Here is a 22183-nt window from a genome sequence, read left to right as displayed (position 1 = left end):
AAGGTAGCGCAATTTTAAGTATCCAATCTCAATTGCCAATACCCTTGCTTCAAATGAACAGACCTATCTATGTTATTCTTATCTTGTTTTTTGGTTTATCGCGAAGTGTTGCACAAACAAAACCTTTTAAATTGTGGTATGATAAACCGGCAAGTCGGTGGGAAGAAACTTTACCATTAGGTAATGGCAGATTAGGGATGATGCCCGATGGCGGCATAAAAGATGAACAGATCGTATTAAATGATATTACGCTTTGGTCTGGTGCGCCACAAGATGCAAATAACTACGAAGCTTGCAAATATTTGCCAGAAATAAGAAATTTGATTTTGGCAGGCAAAAACGATGAAGCACAAGACTTGGTTAATAAAAATTTTGTGTGTGAGGGAAAAGGGTCTGGTGGAGCTAATTGGGGTTGCTTCCAAATGCTGGGTAACCTAAATATTCAATACGTTTATGAAGGAAACGACCATGCTCCAACACAATATAAAAGGCAGCTTTTGTTAAATAATGCCATTGCCACTACAGATTTTACGCTGAATAATGTTTCTTACAAAAGAGAATATTTTACCAGTTTTAACGCAGATGTAGCAATTATTAGAATAACTGCAGATCGACCTGGGCAAATCAATTGCAAATTAGCACTTGACCGACCGGAACGGGGTGTTAGCGAGGTTAAAGCGAACAGGATTTTACTTTCTGGCCAGTTAGACAATGGCATTGATGGAAAGGGAATGCAGTACCTAACCATGTTGGCTCCGGTAGTTTCTGGGGGCAAAATAAGTGAAAACGGAAATGCACTTGAGGTTACAAAGGCTGATGTTTTAACCATTTACCTATCAACCAAAACCAGTTATAAAGATGCTGATTTTAGGATAAATGCTGAGGCTTTGCTTAATAAGGCCATCAAACAAAACTATGCTGCCGAGAAATTAAAGCACGAAGCTATTTTTAAAAAGATGTTCACTAGGCTTGCTATTGATTTAGGAGAAGGAAAAAATAGCCAACTGAGCACTGATAAACGGTTAAGTTTATACTATAAAAACCCTGAATTAGACTTACAATTGCCAGCTCTATTTTTTCAGTATGGCAGGTATTTAAGCATTTCGAGCACGCGTGTGGGACTTTTGCCTCCAAATTTGCAAGGGCTTTGGGCCAATCAAGTCCATACGCCATGGAATGGCGATTACCATTTAGATGTAAATGTGCAAATGAACCACTGGCCTTTAGAAGTGGTAAACTTATCTGAACTTAACCTCCCATTAGCAGATTTGGTGGGTAATTTAGTGCCGAACGGACAAAAAACAGCCAAAGCTTATTATAATGCTGAGGGTTGGATTGCCCACGTGATTACCAATATTTGGGGTTTTACCGAGCCTGGCGAGAGTGCCTCTTGGGGGGTGGCCAACGCAGGTTCGGGATGGTTGTGCAATAACCTTTGGGATCATTATGCTTTTACCAAAGACTTAAATTATTTAAAGAAAATATATCCCATAATTAAAGGATCGGCCCAATTCTATAGTAATGTTTTAATTTTCGACCCGAAAACGAATTGGCTAATGACTGCTCCGTCTGTTTCTCCAGAAAATAGCTTTTATATGCCCAATGGAAAAACGGCCAATGTAACCATGGGGCCAACCATTGATAATCAAATTGTTAGAGAATTGTTTCAAAATGTAATTTATGCGGCTAAAACCTTGGGCAAGGATGATTCATTAAGTAAATCCTTAAAGGATAAATTAAATCAACTTCCGCCAGCTGGCAGAATTTCTAAAGATGGACGAATAATGGAATGGATTGATGATTATAAGGAAACCGATCCTCAACACCGGCACATTTCCCATTTGTATGGTTTATACCCTGCATCTTTAATTACAGTTGATGCGACTCCGGATCTTGCCGAGGCATCTAAAAAGACCTTAAATGTGAGGGGCGATGATGGCCCGAGTTGGTCAATTGCCTATAAACTATTGTTTTGGGCCAGGTTAAGGGATGGCAATAGGGCATTTAAGCTTTTTAGAGAATTATTAAAACCAACCCAAAGAACCGATATCAATTATGGAGCTGGAGGTGGCGTGTACGATAATCTATTGTCAGCTGGTCCTCCTTTTCAAATCGATGGGAATTTTGGTGCCACAGCAGGTATAGCCGAAATGCTGATACAAAGTCATGAAGGATATATTAATCTATTGCCTGCCATACCCGATGAATGGAAAAAATATGGAAGCATTAAAGGGTTAAAAGCCAGAGGTAATTATACGGTGAATTTAAGCTGGAAAAATGGTTTAGTAACAGATTACCGGATTTTTTCGCCAGCAGGAAGCTCGGTAAAGGTTAAGGTAAATGGTAAACTACTTACTGTAGTTTCTTTAAAAAAAATAGGTTAAAACAATTGAAATTTTTTTGTTCCTAAAATCTCCCTATGTATAATGAGTATTACTAATATAAAAGAAAATGGTTTGATCAATCGCTTAGATGAAGTTAAACTTATAAAAATAACCAATAAGCAGGGGATGTCTATTTCGCTTACCAACTATGGGGCTACATTGGTATCTGTAGTTACACCAGATAGAAATGGGTTATATGCAGATGTAGTTTTAGGGTTTTCTAATGTAGAAGACTATCTAAAGGATACGAATTATCTGGGGGCTACCATTGGTCGTTTTGCTAATCGGATTGCAAATGCAAAATTTATGCTTGATGGTAAAACCTTTCATTTGCAAACTAATGATGGAGCCCACTCTAATCATAGTGGCGCTTATGGTTTTAGTCATAAGATATTCCATTACCATACAGATGATAAGAAGGTAATTTTTACATTATATAGCCCAGAAGGAGAAGGAGGTTTTCCGGGCGATTTGCATTGCTCGGTAACGTATGAATTAACAGATTATGGAGAGGTTTTGATTACTTACCAGGCTCAATCAAATCAAAAAACAATAGTAAGTTTTACCAACCATGCTTATTTTAATCTAAGTGGCAAGCACTCGAATATTTTTGATCATTGCTTAACTATTCCATCAGAAAAAATGCTGGAAATGGATAAAGATTACCTGCCTACCGGGAAGATTACACCAACCTCAACAAATACATTTAAAGGACAGCAGATTTCAGAGGTTGTTCAACAAAATGGTATGGAGGTTAGTGGATTAAACAATTATTATTTACTGAAAGAAAAAACATCATCGACACTTGATCTGGCCGCCGAGCTTTTGCACCCCCCATCAGGAAGAAGGTTACAAGTATTTACCGATAGCCCGGGCGTATTACTTTATACAGGTGATTTTTTAGCCTCCACCAGCATTGGTCATCAAGGTCGACGCTATAGCGCATTTAATGGTATATGCCTGGAATGTCAACATTATCCCGATGCTCCAAACCAAGAAATTGCTCCAAAAGTAACCTTAGAAAAAGGAGCAATTTATCAACAGCAAATTATTTACAAGTTTGATACCTTAAAACCATGAGACGATTTTTACCTGTTTTTTATATTTTATTCTTCTTAGCGAGTGCTACTTTTGCTCAAGGTAAATTTACCTTAAAATCACCTGATGGAAATATCAGCGCAAACATTACCAGTGGCAAAACACTTGGTTATTCAATTGCCTTAAAGCAACAGGAAATTATCGGTTTTTCGCCAATTGGCCTTAAACTAGAAAATGAGCTTTTGGGCAATAATACTGTTCCAAATCAAACTTCAACCCAAAAAAAAGCTAGATACAATGAGCTAACGCTAAGCTTTACCAAAAAATACAAGGTTGTTTTTAGGTTATATAATGAAGGGTTTACTTATCGTTTTATTACCCATTTAAAAGATTCGGTAAAAGTGCTTAATGAAACGGCTACATTTAACATTAAACCCAATGCAGCAGCAATATTACAAGAAACTGATAATTATACGACCTGGGAAGGTAGGTATGTCAAATCAAATGCTGTAGGAACCATTCCATTGGGAAAAAGAGCAACAACACCTGCACTTTTTGCTTACCCTAACGAAGTAAAAGTGGTTATTGCTGAATCAGATTTATTTGACTACCCAGGGATGTACATCAAAACAGAAAAATCAGGTTTTATTGGCGAATGGGCGCAGTTGCCATCACATACAGTAATGGGAAGTTGGGGGAATTTTGTTTCCGTAGTGAAAGATAGATACCCTTTTATTGCAAAAACAGCAGGTGATAGAAGTTATCCCTGGCGCATTGCGATAATTTCTACTGATGATAAACAGTTACTGACCAATCACCTGGTTACGGAATTGGCTACCCCGTCTAAAATTAAGGATCCGAGTTGGATTAAACCCGGAAAAGCTGCTTGGGAATGGTGGCACGATGCTTTATTGCCTGGAGCAGCTATCCCATCGGGGATGGATAATAGAAATACCAGGTTGTATAATTATTATGTTGATTTTGCTGCGGCAAATAAACTCGAATATTTAATGGTTGATGCGGGTTGGTCTGACAATTATGACTTGACCAGGATTAATCCTAAAAATGATATTAGGGCAGTTATTGCCCATGCCAGATCAAAAAATGTAGGCGTATTTTTATGGTGTGTAGCTACTACTTTACTGAAAGATATAGATAAAAACCTCGATTTTATCCAATCTTTAGGGGCGGCAGGGTTAAAAGTAGATTTTATAGACAGAGATGATCAAGAGGCGATTAAATGGTTTGAGCTTATTGCGAAAGCGGCTGCCAAAAGAAAGTTAATGATCAATTTTCATGGTTGCAGCAAACCTACGGGTTTGGAAAAAACTTATCCCAATATTGTTAACTATGAAGCAGTACGAGGGGCAGAATCAAACAAATGGGACTATACCATAAATCCTGATTTACATGTATTAACCCCTTTTGTACGTATGCTGGCTGGTCCGTTTGATTACACGCCGGGAGCCATGCGCAATAAAACTAAAGAAATGTTTAAGCCTATAGATCCAGGTTTGCCCTCGGCTCAAGGAACACGCTGTCATGAGCTGGCGATGTATGTGATATATAACCAGCCATTGGCGATGTTATCCGATTCGCCAACAGCGTATATGAAAGAAGATACAGTTATGCGGTTTTTGTCTGCAGTACCTACTGTATTCGACGAAGAAAAAGCATTATCGGCCAAGTTAGGCGAACAAATAGTAATTGCAAAAAGAAAAGGTAAGAATTGGTTTGTTGGCGGTATGACTAATTGGGATGAACGAGAGGTTAATATCGATTTTTCTTTTCTTTCGCCCTCGCAACAATATCAGGCAGAAATTTATATCGATGGACCTGGCGCAAATGGAAGCGCAGAGGAATACCTTTACAAAACAATAAAGGTAAATAATAAAACAATTTTACCTGTAAAAATGGCTAAGGGTGGAGGTTTTGCACTATATATTCATCCCTAGTTTATTTTAATTACAAACACCATAATGAGAACCTTATACAATATGAAATTATCAGTTACCTTATTTTCTGGCCTGATGGTAGGCTTGCTGCAAGTAAAATCGCAAACCATTATACCTATCGAAACTAAACACAATGCCCTGGTTCTGCAGGTCGATGCAAAGGCAAATATTGCAATGGTTTATTATGGACCAAAGCTTGCTGCGCAAAGCGATTATATTAATATTGTAAGTTCATACAAACAGGGAAGTGAATATACCGGTGTTGTCGATGCGGCTTATACTGCGTCAGGATCAAGGAATTTAATGGAACCTGCCATTACGGTTACACATGCCGATGGAAATAATTCTTTGGATCTTTTGTTTGTCAGTCATGCTGTAAAAAAGGAATCTGATAATATTGCCATTACTAGCATTGTATTGAAAGATCCGGTGTATAATTTGAAAACCATTCTTTATTACAAAATCTATTATAATGAAGATGTAATTGAGCAATGGAGCGAAATTAAGAATAACGAGAAAGGAAATGTTACCTTACAGAAATTTGCTTCAGCCAATCTTTACTTAAGGGGAAATTCCTTTTACCTCACCCAATACCATGGCGATTGGGCAAAAGAAATGCAGCCCGAGGAAAGTAAAATTACGCATGGCATAAAAACCCTGGATACTAAATTGGGTACGCGTGCTAACCTGTTTCAACCTTCTGTTTTTATGGTTTCGATGGATAAGCCAGCAACCGAAACCGAAGGCACAGTATTGTATGGCACATTAGCCTATAGCGGAAATTTTAGAACCGATCTGGAACTTGATTATCTTGATAACCTGAGAATTATTTCTGGTATCAACAATTATGTATCGGCATATACGCTAAAGCCTAATGAGGTTTTTACAACGCCTGCTTTCCTTACTACTTTATCGAGCTCGGGTAAAGGTACAGCAAGTAGAAACCTGCAATCATGGGCTAGAAATTACCGCTTGCTTGATGGTAAGGGTACACGACTAACCCTGTTAAACAATTGGGAAGCTACTTATTTTGATTTTGATGAGAATAAGCTGTTTGGCTTATTAAAAGATACTAAAAAACTAGGTGTAGACCTGTTTTTATTGGATGATGGCTGGTTTGCAAATAAATACCCAAGAAATGGAGATGTTGCCGGTTTGGGCGATTGGGCGGAAAATAAAAAGAAACTACCCAATGGTATCGCTTCACTGGTTAAGGAGGCCGAAAATAATGAAGTAAAGTTTGGTATCTGGATTGAACCAGAAATGGTAAACCCTAAAAGTGAATTGTATGAGAAACATCCGGATTGGGTGGTTAAGCAACCGAAAAGAGAAGAGTTTTACTTTAGAAACCAATTGGTGCTCGATTTAGCCAATCCAAAAGTACAGGACTTTGTTTTTGGCGTAGTTGATGATCTTTTTAAACAAAACCCTAACCTTGCCTATATTAAATGGGATTGTAACGCCGTTATCTATAATGCACATTCTGTCTACTTAAAAAATCAATCTCATTTTTATATTGAGTATGTACGTGGCCTTTACCAGGTTTTAGAACGAATTAGAAAGAAATACCCAACAGTACCAATGATGCTGTGTTCTGGTGGTGGTGGTAGGGTTGATTATGCTGCATTACAATACTTTACCGAGTTTTGGCCAAGTGACAATACCGACCCTTTAGAACGGATCTTTATGCAATGGGAGTATTCTTATTTTTACCCTGCAATTTCGAGCTCCAACCATGTAACAGATTGGGGCAAGCAACCTATTAAGTTCCGTACGGATGTAGCAATGATGGGTAAATTAGGTTTTGATATTGTAGTGAGCCACTTATCGCCTAACGATTTAAAATTCTGCCAGGACGCCATTAAAACCTATAACGAATTTAAACCTGTGATTTGGCAGGGAGATCAATACAGGCTTTCTAATCCAAGAGAAAGTAGCGTAGCCTCCATGGTGTATATCAGTGAAGATAAAAAAACAGGTATTGCATTTAACTATTTGGTTAATAATAGGTACGGCGAAGGAAGTAAGCTACCCATTAAGTTCCATGGTTTAGATGCCTCAAAAAAATATAAAATTTCAGAGCTCAATGTATACCCTGGCACAAAATCTTCTATTGATGCAGCTAAGGTTTATAATGGAGATTTTTTGATGAAGATTGGGTTTAATCCCGATATAAATCAATATAGAACAAGTGTGGTATTAAAAATAGAAGCATTATAACCGAGATTATCTGTTGCGTATGAATTTTTAGATTAATAAGAGATAGAGTAGCTAAACAAAATATGAAATAGACTAAAAAATGGAGCTTTACTATTGGTATTATCTTTCTGTTTTCTTCATTTATTAGTCGCAGGTTATTGATGGCAATGTCATTAAACTAAACTTCAGTTCCGCTAACGGCGGCTTAATGGCTAAAGATGGAGAAGAATTGAAAGGCTTCGCGGTAGCAGGAGTTGATCAGAAGTTTTACTGGGCTAAAGCCGTGGTAAAGGGCAATCAGGTCATTGTAAGCAGTACTGATGTGGCCAATCCTGTTGTAGTGAGGTATGCCTGGGCAAATAATCCTGTTTTTAACCTGGCGAATGGTGCCGGCCTACCGGCATCGCCTTTCCGAACCGACATCTGGAAGGGAATTACCCAAAGACCTTGATAGGAATTTAAATAAATAAGCCTGATTGATCCGTCATTCTATTTTAAAAAGTAAGAAAAAAGCAGAATGCTAATTGGGACTTGGATTAAGCAATTCATCTTTTTACCTAGGCGGAATATAAAGTTGTAGGCTAAAATGCAGATGGTAATATTGTCCATCTATTAAATTAATTATCCATTAAATCGTTATGGTTTAGTATTTGATTGTTAGGATTGGATATTTAGTTTTGGATATTCGATTTTAAGTCGAGCAACTAACCAAATATTAATGATAATGAATAATCAAACTGTTACTTACAATAATACATACATTTTAGGGATCTCATTTATATCAGCACTTGGTGGATATCTTTTTGGGTTCGATTTTGCGGTTATATCCGGAGCGTTGCCTTTTTTGCGTACAGAATTTGCACTGAATGCGTATTGGGAGGGTTTCTTAACAGGATCTTTGGCATTGGGCTGTATTGTAGGTTGTCTGGTGGCAGGGAATATTGCCGATAATAAGGGTAGGAAACCTGGGCTCATGTTGGCCGCTGTTATATTTGCCATATCATCTATCGGGATGGCATTTTCTCACAACCTTACCATTTTTATCCTTATGCGTTTTGCCGCAGGTATTGGAGTTGGCATGGCATCTATGTTAAGCCCAATGTACATTGCAGAAGTTTCTCCTCCCGAAAAACGTGGCAGAAATGTAGCCATTAACCAATTAACAGTAGTAATAGGGATTTTGGTCACTAATTTAGTTAACTATAAACTGGCAGATTATGGAGAGAATGCCTGGCGTTGGATGTTTGGTTTAGGGGTAATTCCCTCAGGGTTGTTTTTACTTGGGGTTTTGTGGTTGCCAGAAAGTCCACGTTGGCTCATCAAAGCAGGTAAAATAGATCAGGCAAAAAAAGTGCTTTCTAAAATTGGTAATGCCTATTTTGTAGATCAAACCTTTACCAAAATCAATAATTCCATGCAAGGTGGCGAAGAAAAGCAAAGTTACAAAGCTGTTTTTGCAAAGGCTATTCGTCCGGCGGTAGTGCTTGGTATTACATTAGCGGTTTTTCAGCAGTTGTGCGGCATCAATGTAGTTTTTAATTACACCTCTACTATATTCGAAGCTGTAGGGGCCAATCTAGACAGGCAGCTTTTTGAAACGGTTGCAATCGGAGTTGTTAACCTTATATTTACCCTAATTGCCATGTGGCAGGTAGATAAGCTGGGCCGCAGGCCATTAATGCTTATAGGGTCATTGGGCTTATCGGTTTTGTACATAGTGCTGGCTTTTTTATTACAGAGCAATGCACACGCAAATCTGGTTTCGGTTTTTGTACTCCTGGCCATTGCTACGTATGCTACTTCTTTAGCTCCTGTTACCTGGGTTTTAATCTCAGAAATTTTCCCCAATAATATAAGAGGCAAAGCATCGTCGATAGCGATAGTGTCATTGTGGGGCGCTTATTTTGTGCTTGTTTTTACCTTTCCGATTTTGGCCGAATGGCTAGGTGCTTTTGGTCCGTTTTACTTGTATGCTATCATTTGTTTAGCAGGATTTTTCTTTGTGAAGAGCAAGGTAAAGGAAACAAAGGGGCAAACTTTAGAGGAATTGGAAACCAGTTTAATGGGACATTAGATCTTAAACGTATTCCATTATCAATAGTTAAATCCTTGTTTGAAGGAAATTTAATCAAAAATATAAAACGCTCAATTCGTGTTTATGAAAGTTAAAGTTTGGACAGAGGCTGTTGTTATTCCGACCTATGAGGTTGGCTTGCCAGAAAAAAATCCTGTATTTATAGAAAAAAGAGTTTATCAGGGAAGCAGTGGGTCGGTATATCCATACCCGGTTATTGAAAAAATTGCCGACGAGAAAACGGATAAAACCTATAATGCTGTTTATCTGGAAAATGATTTTGTTAAGATTATGATTTTGCCAGAACTGGGTGGTAGGGTACAAATGGCTTTCGATAAGACTAAAAATCGTCATTTTATTTATTATAACCAGGTTATTAAGCCAGCTTTAGTAGGCTTAACAGGTCCTTGGATTTCTGGTGGCATCGAATTTAACTGGCCTCAGCATCATCGTCCTTCAACTTTCGATGCAGTTGATTTTTGCTTTGAGGAAAATGAAGATGGTAGCGCAACGGTTTGGTGCAGTGAGGTAGAAAGAATGTTCAGAACTAAGGGAACGATTGGTTTTACTTTGTACCCTGATAAAAATTATCTCGAAATAAAGGGCAAACTTTACAATAGAACACCGTTTCCACAAACGTTTTTATGGTGGGCAAATCCGGCAGTAAAAGTTAACGACGATTATCAATCTGTTTTTCCGCCAGATGTGAATGCGGTTTTTGATCATGGTAAACGTGATGTTTCTTCATTCCCCATAGCAAAAGGAACCTATTATAAAGTTGATTATTCTCCAGGTACAGATATATCACGCTATAAGAATATTCCTGTTCCTACCTCTTATATGGCGGTTTCTTCCAAATACAATTTTGTGGGCGGTTATGAAAATGATAGCAAAGGTGGTTTATTACATGTAGCCAATCATCATATATCACCGGGCAAAAAACAATGGACATGGGGCAATGGAGATTTTGGGCAAGCTTGGGATAGAAACCTTACCGATGAAGATGGGCCATACATCGAATTAATGTGTGGTGTTTATACGGATAACCAGCCCGATTTTTCATGGATCATGCCAGGCGAGTACAAAGATTTTGTACAATATTATATGCCATACCGCGATTTGGGCGTGGTAAAAAACGCCTCTAAAAATGCCATGGTTAATATAGAACAGGCTGACGGGAAATTAATCGTTAAAGCTTATACCACAGGTGCTTATCCCAATACAACAATCGTGCTTAAAAATGGCGATCAAGAGTTATTAACCGATAGCTATGATGCTTCGCCAATGCTTTCATATCATAAAGAACTGGAATTTGATGGGAAACCTGATCAATTGTTCATTTATATTATGGATGAGAAAGCCAATGTTTTGGTTGATTGGAAATGGGAGGGAGAAAATGAAACTGCTATTCCAGCGCCTGCAAAACCTGCAAAAGCACCAAAAGAAATCGAAAATAATGAGCAGCTTTTCTTAACAGGGTTGCATTTAGAACAATACCGACATGCTACCTATAATCCGTTCGATTACTATAATGAAGCTTTAAGCAGAGATTCTGGGGACATTAGATGTAACAATGCAGTCGGCATCTTAAAACTAAGAAAAGGTAAATTTGAGGATGCGGAGTATTATTTTAAAACTGCCATAAAAACCTTAACGGATAGAAACCCAAATCCTTATGATGGCGAACCTTATTTTAATTTAGGATTATCCTTAAAATTACAGAATAGTTTTGATGAAGCGTATAATGCCTTCTATAAATCAATCTGGAACGCAGCCTGGCAAAATCAGGGGTATTTTTATATTACACAGCTTGATATCATCAAAGGCGATTTGGAGAGTGGTTTAGTACACATAGAAAAGTCGATTTCTAAAAATACCAACGATCAAAAAGCTTTGCACTTGCATGTGGCGATTTTACGCAAATTGGGAAAAACGAAAAATGCATTATCCATTGCTGAAACTTATTTGGTAAATGATCATTTTAATTTTGGAATACACTTTGAGAAATATCTTTTATCTGAAAACCTCAATGATTTAAGCCAATTGCATCATTTGATCAGGAAAAATATTCATACTTATATCGAATATGCCCTTGATTATGCAGCCGCAGGTTTATACCATGAGGCTGGCTTATTATTAAATGCAGGCATTGAACTTCAAACAGAAGTTTATCCATTGGCTTATTATTACTTAGCCTGGTTTTATAGTAAAACTGGCAATGAAAAGCTTGCTAAAGAAACCTATAACAAAGCTGCTCATGCAAACCCTGCATATTGTTTTCCTAACCATATCGAAGCCGTTTTAGCCTTGCAAGATGCTATGAGACAAAACCCTGATGATGCTAAAGCACCGTATTATTTGGGCAATTTTTGGTATGCTTCCAAATATTATAATGAAGCCATTGATTGCTGGCAAAAATCGATAACAATTGATCCGAATTTTCCAACCGTTCAGCGCAATCTTGCATTGGCTTACTACAATAAAACCGATAAACAGGAAAATGCTGTAGAATTATTGGAAAAGGCATTTGAGTTAGATAAAAATGATGCCCGAATTCTGATGGAGTTAGACCAGTTATATAAAAGGGTAAATAAAGATCTTGATTTCAGGCTTCATTTTTTAACACAAAATAAAGATCTGGTATTGCAGCGTGATGATGTTTATCTTGAATACATCACTTTATTAAACCTTAACGGTGAATATCAAAAAGCTTTTGATTTATTACAGAATAGAATTTTTCATCCCTGGGAAGGTGGTGAAGGTAAGGTCGCCATTCAGTATGTGACCTCACTTGTAGAAATGGCAAAACAGGCTATCGCCGATGAAAATTACAGTACAGCTATCCAGTATCTTACCAATGCGCAATATTATCCGCACAACCTGGCCGAAGGTAAGTTAACCGGCACACAGGAAAATGACATTTTTTATTGGTTAGGTGTAGCGTATGAAAAGTTAAACGACATTAACAAGGCGCATCATTATTGGAAAAAAGCGACCAAAGGTTTAAGCGAACCTGCCGCTGCTATTTTCTATAATGATCAGCAACCTGATAAGATTTTTTATCAAGGCTTTGCCTTGATTCAATTAAACAGGCATGCCGAAGCAGAATTGCGTTTTGAAAAGTTGATGAACTATGCGCAAAAGCACTTAAATGATAAAGTTACCATCGATTATTTTGCAGTGTCATTGCCAGATTTAACCATTTGGGAAGATGATTTAGACAAGCGCAATAACATTCATTGTTTATACATGCAAGGATTAGGCTATTTAGGACTTAAACAACTAGAAAAAGCGGCCGAATCTTTTGCAGCGGTTTTGGCGCTCGAAAAAAGCCATTTAGGAGTTGTCATTCATCAAAAACTTTTGACAGAAACAATTGTATAACTGGAAATACCAATAAATATGAACTTTTTTCGCTAATTTCAAATTGATTCCCAGAGTTGATGTAGAAAAGAACAAAGTTGTTATGCAAATCCGTTCAAGATTTCAGATTTCTATGTCTGGTTAATAACATTGTTTATACAAAAATACAGTTTCTGTTTTAGAGTTTCTCCTTCTTAATGACTCACCATAAAGTTCTACCCTCAGTGAGTGGTGGACAATTCTGTCTGTGGTTGGCGGCAATGAAGTAACCAATCCATTTATGGTCACAGAAGTTTATGTAAATGAAAATGCCAGCTGGAAACTTGGATCATTATCATTCACAAAACTAACAACACAGGGACAATATGAAAAAGAAAATCACAAGCTATTGGAGTGCCATATGTTTATTATGGCTATCTCCATCACTTTATGTACAAAATAATACCAATCAGAAGCCTTTGCTAATTAAAGAGCAGGGAGCATTTTCGGCTGGCGGTACAGTCAGTAAAAGCTAAGGTACATTTGGCCCACTCAAACCTTGGAATGTACAACAAGGCGGACAAACACGTCATAGAGACCACGTTGATGTGTTCTATCAAATTATTGAAAGTGAAGGACGAGTGATGATAGGCGACAGTATAGCCAACTTTAATAACGACGAGCTGATTTTTATAGGCTCAAATCTGCCACATGTATGGCACAACAGTACACAGTATTTCAGTGATGGACTAACAAACTCGTATGCCCGTTCGGTTTCGCTTTTTATCCACCCCGAAAAAATACAGCATATTTTTAGGGAACCAGAAAATATCCAACGGTTGAAGAATTTTTTTCTTTTAGGCAAACGGGGGATGAAATTTGGTTTGACAACAAAAGCGGAGTTGAGTAAGTTGTTGATCAAAGCAGTGCAGGAAATTGAGGAAATCAGGATCTTGATAGTGGTGCTCGAAATCCTAAACCTGCTTTGCAATGCAAAAGACTATCTATTGCTTTCAAGTCCTGGCTATCCAATAATTACCAGCTTAAGGATAATGATAAAATGGATAGGGTTTTAAAGTACATCTTTGATAATTTCAATAAGGAAATACTGCTTGATGAGGCAGCTGAGATGAGCCATATGAATAAATATGCCTTTTGTAGGTATTTTAAGAGCCTTACCCAAAAAACTTTCATAACCTTTGTAAATGAGGTTAGGATTGGTTATGCGTGTAAGCTGCTGGCTGAGACAGATCAACAGATAAGCGACCTTGCCTATTGCTGTGGCTTTAATAATCTTTCCAATTTTAACAAGTTTTTTAGGATTCTAAAGGTGTTACACCCAGGGCATATAAAAAAATGCTGTTGGCGAATTGATGAAGGATTATTCAACCCGCTAAAAAGCCATTGTTTGATAGAGCCAAAAATAAGGTGGTAAACTTGGCAAGACCAACAGGTGTCGAAAGGTCTTTTCTCTCAGCTTTGTGGCTAGTTGAATCTATGTTTATTTAAAATTCCTGTCTGCGTAGAAGGCCTTCTTTGGCCCTGTGGAATTGCAATTCCACCAGATCTCAAAACCTGGGCTCGATCTCGATCGAGATAAAGCAGACTCCGTCAGCTGTCCTGGGTCTTTTGCCCAAGATGAAAAGGGCTGCCACTGTTGCCACCCCGCTCTAAACATAATGACTTATGTATGGTACTTCAAAGTAGTTTTTCTACTTTTCATGCATTGGGAAAAGAACTATTAACGGTTAGTGATAGTCTAACACTGGTTAGTGTAATTATACCGCAGAGGGCAAAATCCTACCTTAAGAAGGAATTGTCCAAGTTAGGAATAAATTGCTATTCAGTTTTTGGGGATTTAGTTAATCTTCCTAAAAAAATAAAATTCGATTATGATTTGATAGCTAAAAAAAATAATTAGTTTGATTGCTCTAGGTAGGTTCTTAGTTCATTTTGTCAAAGTAGTGGAAGGAAATTCAAGCCAAAAAACTCAGGAAGAACTCAGCCAAAAAATTGGTCAAATGTTGAAAAATACAATCAAAATTTCGAGTTGAAAACAGGTGTGTAGATTTTAGAGTTATCCACAGATAAAAAACATTTTTTTTGGAAAATTTAGCCTAGTTCCCTATTTTAGGGTAGACGTAAAAATTAAAAAAATGCCTTTAATTATTTAGTAACGATGTTTTTGGAGTGATTTTTTCTTTATAAACTCTGCCAAAACTCAGCCAAATTACCAAAAATGACAGATAAAAAACCGCTTTTAGAGCATCAAAAACAGCGTTTGGAGCTCGCAGTTGATGAAATATCCACTCCGATATTCTCCACCATAATTTAGACCTTCCAATTAGTTTTGGGAGGTTTTTTATATTTTGAAAGTTTTGAGAGAGGTGATCGGGGATCAGTTACAAAAGTTGTGGAAGAGTTAAACAATCATTTACGCCCACTAATAATCCTTTACGGGCATCATCCTTGTTTTGCCCCGTATTCTTTCTTTTTTCCTGTGACTGAAGATAATCTTACGCCAATTGTTTCTTTCAATGGTTTCCCCCAGGCAGAACCCAGCTCTTAGGATGGCAGCTGGATGAAGGTTCTGGTTACTTAGCACGGCCTTGCCCACAAATGTTCTTTCGGAATAGAAAAGTCCCATTGACACTAAATAAATTGCTCCTGGAGCGCTCTTGAACATCAGTTGCTGTGGGGCGATGATCATTAACTTTAGGATAGATATAATCGCATCAACACTCTTTTGATAATCCTTCATTATAAAAGGATATAAAATCTATATAAAGTCCAAGTAATACCATAAATATATGGAGTTACTATGGACTATATATGGACTTACTATGGAGTTATATAGGAAGAAAGTAACACTACGACACGCCATTTTCACTATTAAGGAATAGGGGCAAATGGCAAAGCCCATTGGGTTATCTTTAACTGTGTTACTATGGTAGACAATAGATTTAGGATTACTCCACAGGTTTTGGTTCTGATTCGTGATCGGTTCTATAGCTATCGGGGGTCGATATTCTCCACAAAATCCTGTTCTGAAAAGAGCGGGATTTTCTGTTATTTGCTAGTTTTAAAAAATGGATAAACCACACTTTCATCATGTGCGTTTTCCATTATCCTCTTTATTTCCTTAGCTATTTCAGGATAAATTAAGGCGACATCATTTTTTTCTTGGGGATCTTTATCCAAGTCGTAGAGTTCAAACTTTTCATTTTTGGTTTTTACGTCTAAATAAACAGCTTTCCAATTGTTTTTTCTTGCCGCTTGTCGGCCATTATTTTCGTGAAACTCCCAGTATAAATAGGCATGATTTTTTTGACTTTTCTCGCCTAAAATGCTTGGCAAAATAGAAATGCCATCAGTATAACTGTTTTGTTTTAAGCCTAATAATTGAGAAAAAGTTGGGTATAAATCCCAAAATGCGCCAATATGATTGTTTACAGATGGTTTTTTTATTTTGTTAGGCCAATTTACAATAAATGGAACACGAATGCCACCTTCATATAAATCTCTTTTAACTCCCCTCAAGCCACCTGAACTGTTAAAAAAGGCAGGATCGGCACCACCTTCAGTATGTGGTCCGTTATCACTTGTAAAAACGATTAGGGTGTTTTCATCAATTCCAAGCGCTTTCAATTTGTCCATTACTTCGCCAACATATTTATCTAACCTAGTTACCATAGCTGCAAATGTGGCGTGAGGTTTAGCTTGAGATACATATCCTGCAGGTGTTGCACCAGGGCCATAGTCTTGGCCTACAAAGGCTTTTTCTGGGAATTTTCCATCAAACTTTTCGAAAATATCATCGTTTGGTACGATTAGCTCTGCATGAGGCAAAGTGTAAGTAAGGTATAAGAAAAAAGGCTTATCCCTATGCTTATTAAGAAAGTCTAAGGCTTTGGCTTGAATTAAATCTGGCGCATAAGTTATGTGGTTTTGTAATTCGTCATTTCCTTGGAGGAGTACTTTTTTACCATTCTCCCAAAGGTGGCTTGGATAAAACCGGTGAGATTCTCGTTGACAGTTATAGCCGTAAAAGGTATCAAAGCCCTGCTTGTTAGGATCGCCTGAGGTACCAACAAAACCTAAACCCCATTTGCCAAAGATAGCTGTAGCATAACCAGCTTTTTTAAATTGTTCTGCTATGGTACTAACAGAGTCTGGTATGGGTTGCTGCCCTTCTGGTTGCACTTCCTTATTTCCACGAACATAGGTGTGGCCCGTATGCTGACCAGATAATAATGATGACCTAGATGGTGCACAAACACTTGTGCCAGCATAAAATTGAGTAAATTTTATTCCTTTAGCAGCCAATTTATCAATATTTGGTGTAGAGAATTTTTTTTGACCGAAACAACTCAAATCCCCATAGCCTAAATCGTCAGCTAGAATAAAAACTATATTTGGTTTAGATTGCTTTTGAGCAAGAGTTAAATTAAAGGAACATAAAATGATAAAGGTAGTTGCAATTAATTTATTCAACATATTTCTTATTACTTGTGTAAGTTTTTCAAATTAAAGAAATAAATTTTATCTTCATTCCAAATAAATAGATCTTAAATGAAAAAAATAATCTTTACGCTAGTTGCCTTTGTTTTTTCTGTAGCTGTATATGCTCAAAAAACATTGCCAGAATTTAAAGTAGGTACCGTGTTGCATTGTAGTGCCTATGTTCAAGGTCAAGAATTTCCATTGTTATTGTCTGTAAAAAGCATTGCTGGGCCAGTTTCTATTGGTTGGGCTGTTGATGGTTATGGAGAAGGAACTTTTGAAATGACTACAAAAGCTTTAGAAAGCGCAACTAAATTAGCGGCTGTTAGCCAGCCTGCATTAGGTGCTACAAAATTAGCTGATGAAGAAACTTTTGCAATTATCTCTAAAGCAGCTTACAAAACACTAGTAGATAAGAAGGCATTTACGTATAGTGGATTGAACTTTAAAATTAAATCGCCAGCTAGTGTGATGAAAATTGGGGGTAAAGAAGTTGATGCAACAAATGTTGTAAGTGAAGATGGTAAAGTAGAACTTTGGGTGTTAAACAACGCAGCTTTTCCTTTTATCTTACAATCTGCTGGTTTACCAACTGATATTGTAGTGGCAGAAGTTAAATAAAAACATAATTTCTTAAAAAATAAAAAGCCCGAGAGGGCTTTTTTAATTTGTAACCCGTATTTTTACGGCACAAAAATTAGGTGATCAACAAACAATAACTAAACAAGCATTGTTGGCTTCTTAATCAATAAAAAATATGGAAACTAAAAAGACAGAAATATTCGATACCGTTGCTCAACGTTTGCAAATTGAAGGTTTTAATATCGTTAACCGTGATGAAACTCGCCCGTGGGGTGGTTTTTTTGTAATTGATGAAGCACAAGCACAACAATTTGCCGATACCTATTTTGACGGTTTAGATGTAGATAGCCTGAAAATCGGAGGAAAACTAAGTCCAAAAATTTTAATAGTAGCACCAAACACCCGCCTTTCTTGGCAATATCATCACCGCAGAGCCGAAATTTGGCAAGTGGTAAGTGGTACGGTTGGTATTAAAACCAGCCAGACTGATGAAGAAGGAGAAGTAAAAGAATACCATCCAACAAATCAAATCAAATTACAACAAGGCGAACGCCATCGTTTAATTGGTTTAAATGATTGGGGAGTTGTAGCCGAAATTTGGCAACACACTGATGCAGAAAATCCTTCTGATGAAAGTGATATCGTACGTGTTCAAGACGATTTCGGTAGATAAAATAATTTCAAATTTTTAAGAAATCTGTTTGTCAGTAGATAGACAGATTTCCTTATACCTATCCATTTTTGTAACGAATCTAAACTTAATCTCTCTAAAATTCGTTTATAGAGTAGTACACATCTAATTCATGATCATTTTAATCTTCTTTATTGCCCACTGGTTTTTATCGCTATTTAGCCAAACATTTTTTCTGCATCGTTATTCATCGCATAAAATGTTTAAGATGGAGCCATTTTGGGAAAAATTCTTTTACCTAGTATTGTTAATCTCTCAAGGTTCTTCTTTCTTAAATCCGAGAGCTTACGCTATTTTGCATAGAATGCACCATGCTTATAGTGACACGGAAAAAGACCCACATTCTCCACATTTTTTTAAGGATGTCTTCGGAATGATGATAGCTACCAAAAATATGTACATGAGCTATTTAAAACATAAAATAGAACCTGAACCTGCTTTTAGAGGTAACTATCCTGAATGGCCACTAGTTGATAGAATTGGAGATTCATGGATTTGGAGAATTGCTTGTGGTTTATTTTATATTGGTTTTTATATTGCCTTTGCAGAATACTGGTGGATGTATTTATTATTGCCAATTCACTTTTTAATGGGCCCATTACATGGTGCTATTGTTAATTGGTGCGGACATAAATATGGTTATTCGAACCATGATAATGACGACCATAGTAAAAACTCTTTACCTTGGGATTTCTTGTTAATGGGCGAATTGTTCCAAAACAATCACCATAAAAAACCAAACAGTCCAAAGTTTTCATCTAAGTGGTGGGAGTTTGACCCAACTTATCCGGTGATGAAGGTTTTACACTGGATGCATATTATTAGAATTAGAAAGGTATAAAGCTATTTGTTTTTTAATAGTCAAATTTAAAATGTAATCCTGAGCGCTCGTCGGAAGGTGGTCGAATAATTTAGTGTAGGGTCTTCGACAAGCTCAGACTGACAATACCTATATATTAAAGGTTGGTTTTTGCCAACCTTTTTTGTTTTCTAAAAACTCCCCTTACTCTTTTTTCGTTTATTCAATAGTCATCCGATAAATATTTGCAGCTTGGCTATATTCATCGTATGACTAAAAAATATATGATTACAGCCTTAAAAATTATTTTCTCTGTCTTATTAGTTTGGGTAACTTATATAGTTATTAGCACAAGTTTAGAAAGTTCATTATTTAAAGAGTGGGACTTTCTGGGCTCGATACCTTGGATGAGGGCTACGCTTTGGGATTTTTACGCCAATATTTTTATCATTAGCTTGTGGATGTTTTACAAGGAAAAAAATATTATTCCTAAAATTTCTTGGGTAATTTTATTCGTATGTTTAGGTAGCATTGCAACTTGCGCTTATGTGTTGATTAAATTATTCAAACTTAAGTCAAATGAAGGTGTTAAAGAGTTGGTGGGGAATAGATAGAATGAGAAGGCCGAGGGCTTTCTTGATACTCGATATGCCAAAGGCATCTCTTTGGGACTAAATACTTTATACTATAAAATGGATTACAAACATCTACTTTTTATCGCACTCATCTCGCTAATTGCCTGTTGTACTATTATGTTTTTGGTTTGGCTTTGGGCTAAAAAAGTTAAAAATGCTGGTGTTGTTGATGTATTTTGGGCACTCAATTTTCCAGTTATCACGATTATTACTTCTTTCCTGTCGGAAGGATTTGAAACACGGAAATTTCTGATTTGCGGTATGTTTTTAATCGCAGAACTAAGATTAGGACTTCATCTTTGGCAGCGTGTAATTGGTCATTTAAATGAGGAGGAAGGACGTTATAAGCAATTGCGGAAAGAATGGGGAGATAAAGCTGATAGGAATTTTTTCTTTTTCTTTCAGTTCCAAGCCATATCAAACGTATTGCTGGCTATTCCATTTTTTATCATTACGGCAAATCCATTAACACAAATATCGATTTTGGAATACACGGGAATTGGTATTTGGGTAATCGCTTTCATAGGGGAAATGATTGCTGATAATCAATTGGCAGCATTTAAAAAAGACCCTAAAAATAAAGGCAAAGTATGCGATACAGGTTTATGGTATTACAGTCGGCACCCCAATTATTTTTTTGAATGGTTAACCTGGATGGCTTATTTCATCTTTGCTTTAGCAACACCGTGGGGTATTTTGGCCATCATCAGCCCAGCCATCATTTTATATTTATTGTTAAAGGTGACAGGCGTACCCAACAACGAAGAACAAAACTTGCGCAGTAAACCTGCGGCTTATAAAAAATATCAAGAAACAACTTCTTCCTTTTTCCCATGGGGAAAAAAGGATGGAAGAGGGAAGAGGTAAGATGGAAGATGTGCCCATTGCTTATAAATTCCATTTTCCCTTTACCATCTTACATTTTACATAAATATGTGGTACGATAAACTAATAGAAAACGATAAATTACCAGACCCTGTTTTACGAGCTGGAATTAGGAAACTTTTAAAACAACGCTTGGCAGATGAAACTGTTGGCGATGAAGAATTGCAACAAAGGAAATTCATTAACTTAATTGATGAGTTAAAGGCTTCTCCTATTGCAGTAAATACCACTGATGCAAACGAGCAACATTACGAATTGCCGACTGAATTTTTTCAGTATTGCTTGGGTAAAAACCTAAAATACAGCAGTGGTTATTGGAATCCGGGAGTAAAGGATATAGATACTTCTGAAGATGATATGCTGGCACTAACTTGTAAAAGAGCAGATTTACAGAATGGGCAAAACGTTTTAGAATTAGGTTGTGGATGGGGCTCATTGTCGCTGTATATGGCCTCAAAATTTCCAGAGAGCAAGTTTACCGTAGTTTCAAATTCTGCTACACAGAAAATATTTATTGACGAGACTGCGAAACAAAGAGGTATTGAAAATCTTACTGTTTTAACTGCAGATATGAATACTTTCACTATTACTGATAGCTTTGACAGGGTAGTTTCTGTAGAGATGTTCGAGCATATGCGTAATTATAAATTATTGCTAGCTAAGGTTTCATCATTCTTAAAACCCGATGGCAAATTGTTCGTCCATATTTTTACGCATAAAACTCTAGCTTATAAGTATGAAGTTATTGATGAAAGCGATTGGATGAGTAAGTACTTTTTTACTGGCGGAATAATGCCATCGAACCATTTGTTTTTCTACTTTAATGACGATTTGAAAATCAGCAAACATTGGGTGGTAAATGGAACTAACTATGGCAAAACTTCTGAGGCTTGGTTAAGTAATATGGATAAACATAAAAAGGAAATTATGCCAATCTTAGAGAATACTTATGGTAAAGATCAAGCAGTAAAATGGTGGGTTTATTGGCGCTTGTTTTATATGGCTTGTGCAGAATTGTTTAATTATAATAAAGGTAATGAATGGATGGTTTGTCATTATCTTTTTGAAAAGAACAAGGATTAAAGATTTTACTCTC

18 protein-coding genes are annotated in these 22183 nt (G+C 36.9%); 16 read left to right on the top strand and 2 right to left on the bottom strand.

Features of this window, described 5'->3' with window-relative positions; translation table 11 throughout:
* Nucleotides 1–53: 53 nt before the first annotated feature.
* The 10 genes from EZ428_RS11570 to EZ428_RS24365 all read left to right on the top strand — a co-directional run bounded on the left by EZ428_RS11570 (nucleotide 54) and on the right by EZ428_RS24365 (nucleotide 14427).
* Complete coding sequence (locus EZ428_RS11570) at nucleotides 54–2384, top strand: glycoside hydrolase family 95 protein (protein WP_131553299.1); 2331 nt, start codon at nucleotides 54–56, stop codon at nucleotides 2382–2384.
* Between the two features lie 42 nt (nucleotides 2385–2426).
* Nucleotides 2427–3464 (top strand): aldose epimerase family protein, encoded by a 1038-nt coding sequence (locus EZ428_RS11565; protein ID WP_131553298.1) that lies wholly within the window; start codon nucleotides 2427–2429, stop codon nucleotides 3462–3464.
* Nucleotides 3461–5377, top strand: a complete 1917-nt coding sequence (locus EZ428_RS11560) for a glycoside hydrolase family 97 protein (RefSeq protein ID WP_131553297.1) — start codon at nucleotides 3461–3463, stop codon at nucleotides 5375–5377. The genes EZ428_RS11565 and EZ428_RS11560 overlap by 4 nt, the downstream gene beginning before the upstream one ends.
* A 24-nt stretch (nucleotides 5378–5401) precedes the next feature.
* The gene (locus EZ428_RS11555) at nucleotides 5402–7597 is read left to right on the top strand and encodes an alpha-galactosidase (protein WP_131553296.1); all 2196 of its coding nucleotides are present in this window, start codon (nucleotides 5402–5404) and stop codon (nucleotides 7595–7597) included.
* A gap of 187 nt (nucleotides 7598–7784) precedes the next feature.
* The gene (locus EZ428_RS11550) at nucleotides 7785–8027 is read left to right on the top strand and encodes a hypothetical protein (protein ID WP_131553295.1); all 243 of its coding nucleotides are present in this window, start codon (nucleotides 7785–7787) and stop codon (nucleotides 8025–8027) included.
* Between the two features lie 273 nt (nucleotides 8028–8300).
* On the top strand, nucleotides 8301–9650 hold the full coding sequence (locus EZ428_RS11545) for a sugar porter family MFS transporter (protein WP_131553294.1): 1350 nt from the start codon (nucleotides 8301–8303) through the stop codon (nucleotides 9648–9650).
* An 84-nt stretch (nucleotides 9651–9734) separates the two neighbouring features.
* Nucleotides 9735–13034 carry a tetratricopeptide repeat protein gene (locus tag EZ428_RS11540; protein ID WP_131553293.1) on the top strand — a complete coding sequence of 1100 codons (3300 nt, stop codon included), beginning with the start codon at nucleotides 9735–9737 and terminating at the stop codon, nucleotides 13032–13034.
* 344 nt (nucleotides 13035–13378) lie between these two features.
* Entirely contained in the window at nucleotides 13379–13528 is a 150-nt protein-coding gene (locus EZ428_RS24095) for a hypothetical protein (protein ID WP_205945668.1), read from the top strand.
* A gap of 72 nt (nucleotides 13529–13600) precedes the next feature.
* Nucleotides 13601–14068: a cupin domain-containing protein gene (locus EZ428_RS24090; RefSeq protein WP_131553292.1), complete on the top strand. Its 468-nt coding sequence runs from the start codon at nucleotides 13601–13603 to the stop codon at nucleotides 14066–14068.
* A complete protein-coding gene (locus EZ428_RS24365; protein WP_131553291.1) occupies nucleotides 14053–14427 on the top strand; it encodes a helix-turn-helix domain-containing protein in 375 nt (124 codons plus the stop codon). Before EZ428_RS24090 ends, EZ428_RS24365 begins: the two co-directional genes overlap by 16 nt.
* A gap of 1008 nt (nucleotides 14428–15435) precedes the next feature.
* On the opposite strand, the gene EZ428_RS11520 is transcribed toward EZ428_RS24365, so the two are convergent.
* Nucleotides 15436–15753 carry a hypothetical protein gene (locus tag EZ428_RS11520; protein WP_131553290.1) on the bottom strand — a complete coding sequence of 106 codons (318 nt, stop codon included), beginning with the start codon at nucleotides 15751–15753 and terminating at the stop codon, nucleotides 15436–15438.
* 308 nt (nucleotides 15754–16061) lie between these two features.
* On the bottom strand, nucleotides 16062–17489 hold the full coding sequence (locus EZ428_RS11515; protein WP_131553289.1) for an arylsulfatase: 1428 nt from the start codon (nucleotides 17487–17489) through the stop codon (nucleotides 16062–16064).
* Between the two features lie 75 nt (nucleotides 17490–17564).
* Between EZ428_RS11515 and EZ428_RS11510 the strand changes: the two genes are divergently transcribed.
* The 6 genes from EZ428_RS11510 to EZ428_RS11485 all read left to right on the top strand — a co-directional run bounded on the left by EZ428_RS11510 (nucleotide 17565) and on the right by EZ428_RS11485 (nucleotide 22170).
* Nucleotides 17565–18116, top strand: coding sequence for a hypothetical protein (locus EZ428_RS11510; RefSeq protein WP_131553288.1), 552 nt, complete (start codon nucleotides 17565–17567; stop codon nucleotides 18114–18116).
* 136 nt (nucleotides 18117–18252) lie between these two features.
* Nucleotides 18253–18750 (top strand): cupin domain-containing protein, encoded by a 498-nt coding sequence (locus EZ428_RS11505; RefSeq protein ID WP_131553287.1) that lies wholly within the window; start codon nucleotides 18253–18255, stop codon nucleotides 18748–18750.
* A 130-nt stretch (nucleotides 18751–18880) separates the two neighbouring features.
* Nucleotides 18881–19609, top strand: a complete 729-nt coding sequence (locus tag EZ428_RS11500) for an acyl-CoA desaturase (RefSeq protein ID WP_131553286.1) — start codon at nucleotides 18881–18883, stop codon at nucleotides 19607–19609.
* A 227-nt stretch (nucleotides 19610–19836) separates the two neighbouring features.
* The gene (locus tag EZ428_RS11495; protein ID WP_131553285.1) at nucleotides 19837–20181 is read left to right on the top strand and encodes a DUF1475 family protein; all 345 of its coding nucleotides are present in this window, start codon (nucleotides 19837–19839) and stop codon (nucleotides 20179–20181) included.
* Between the two features lie 78 nt (nucleotides 20182–20259).
* Nucleotides 20260–21069 (top strand): DUF1295 domain-containing protein, encoded by an 810-nt coding sequence (locus EZ428_RS11490; RefSeq protein WP_131553284.1) that lies wholly within the window; start codon nucleotides 20260–20262, stop codon nucleotides 21067–21069.
* Nucleotides 21070–21135: 66 nt separating this feature from the next.
* A complete protein-coding gene (locus tag EZ428_RS11485; RefSeq protein WP_131553283.1) occupies nucleotides 21136–22170 on the top strand; it encodes an SAM-dependent methyltransferase in 1035 nt (344 codons plus the stop codon).
* The last annotated feature ends 13 nt before the right edge of the window (nucleotides 22171–22183 follow it).

Origin of the sequence: Pedobacter frigiditerrae, assembly GCF_004331645.1 — a bacterium.
GTDB classification, from domain to species: domain Bacteria; phylum Bacteroidota; class Bacteroidia; order Sphingobacteriales; family Sphingobacteriaceae; genus Pedobacter; species Pedobacter frigiditerrae.
This window is presented reverse-complemented; position numbering and strand designations above follow the sequence as displayed.

What these genes read in the sequence shown, in the direction of transcription:
- EZ428_RS11570 (WP_131553299.1), top strand. Translation starts at nt 54, where the DNA reads ATGAACAGACCTATCTATGTTATTCTTATCTTGTTTTTTGGTTTATCG.
- EZ428_RS11565 (WP_131553298.1), top strand. Translation starts at nt 2,427, where the DNA reads ATGAGTATTACTAATATAAAAGAAAATGGTTTGATCAATCGCTTAGAT.
- EZ428_RS11560 (WP_131553297.1), top strand. Translation starts at nt 3,461, where the DNA reads ATGAGACGATTTTTACCTGTTTTTTATATTTTATTCTTCTTAGCGAGT.
- EZ428_RS11555 (WP_131553296.1), top strand. Translation starts at nt 5,402, where the DNA reads ATGAGAACCTTATACAATATGAAATTATCAGTTACCTTATTTTCTGGC.
- EZ428_RS11550 (WP_131553295.1), top strand. Translation starts at nt 7,785, where the DNA reads ATGGCTAAAGATGGAGAAGAATTGAAAGGCTTCGCGGTAGCAGGAGTT.
- EZ428_RS11545 (WP_131553294.1), top strand. Translation starts at nt 8,301, where the DNA reads ATGAATAATCAAACTGTTACTTACAATAATACATACATTTTAGGGATC.
- EZ428_RS11540 (WP_131553293.1), top strand. Translation starts at nt 9,735, where the DNA reads ATGAAAGTTAAAGTTTGGACAGAGGCTGTTGTTATTCCGACCTATGAG.
- EZ428_RS24095 (WP_205945668.1), top strand. Translation starts at nt 13,379, where the DNA reads ATGAAAAAGAAAATCACAAGCTATTGGAGTGCCATATGTTTATTATGG.
- EZ428_RS24365 (WP_131553291.1), top strand. Translation starts at nt 14,053, where the DNA reads ATGGATAGGGTTTTAAAGTACATCTTTGATAATTTCAATAAGGAAATA.
- EZ428_RS11520 (WP_131553290.1), bottom strand. Translation starts at nt 15,753, where the DNA reads ATGAAGGATTATCAAAAGAGTGTTGATGCGATTATATCTATCCTAAAG.
- EZ428_RS11515 (WP_131553289.1), bottom strand. Translation starts at nt 17,489, where the DNA reads ATGTTGAATAAATTAATTGCAACTACCTTTATCATTTTATGTTCCTTT.
- EZ428_RS11510 (WP_131553288.1), top strand. Translation starts at nt 17,565, where the DNA reads ATGAAAAAAATAATCTTTACGCTAGTTGCCTTTGTTTTTTCTGTAGCT.
- EZ428_RS11505 (WP_131553287.1), top strand. Translation starts at nt 18,253, where the DNA reads ATGGAAACTAAAAAGACAGAAATATTCGATACCGTTGCTCAACGTTTG.
- EZ428_RS11500 (WP_131553286.1), top strand. Translation starts at nt 18,881, where the DNA reads ATGATCATTTTAATCTTCTTTATTGCCCACTGGTTTTTATCGCTATTT.
- EZ428_RS11495 (WP_131553285.1), top strand. Translation starts at nt 19,837, where the DNA reads ATGACTAAAAAATATATGATTACAGCCTTAAAAATTATTTTCTCTGTC.
- EZ428_RS11490 (WP_131553284.1), top strand. Translation starts at nt 20,260, where the DNA reads ATGGATTACAAACATCTACTTTTTATCGCACTCATCTCGCTAATTGCC.
- EZ428_RS11485 (WP_131553283.1), top strand. Translation starts at nt 21,136, where the DNA reads ATGTGGTACGATAAACTAATAGAAAACGATAAATTACCAGACCCTGTT.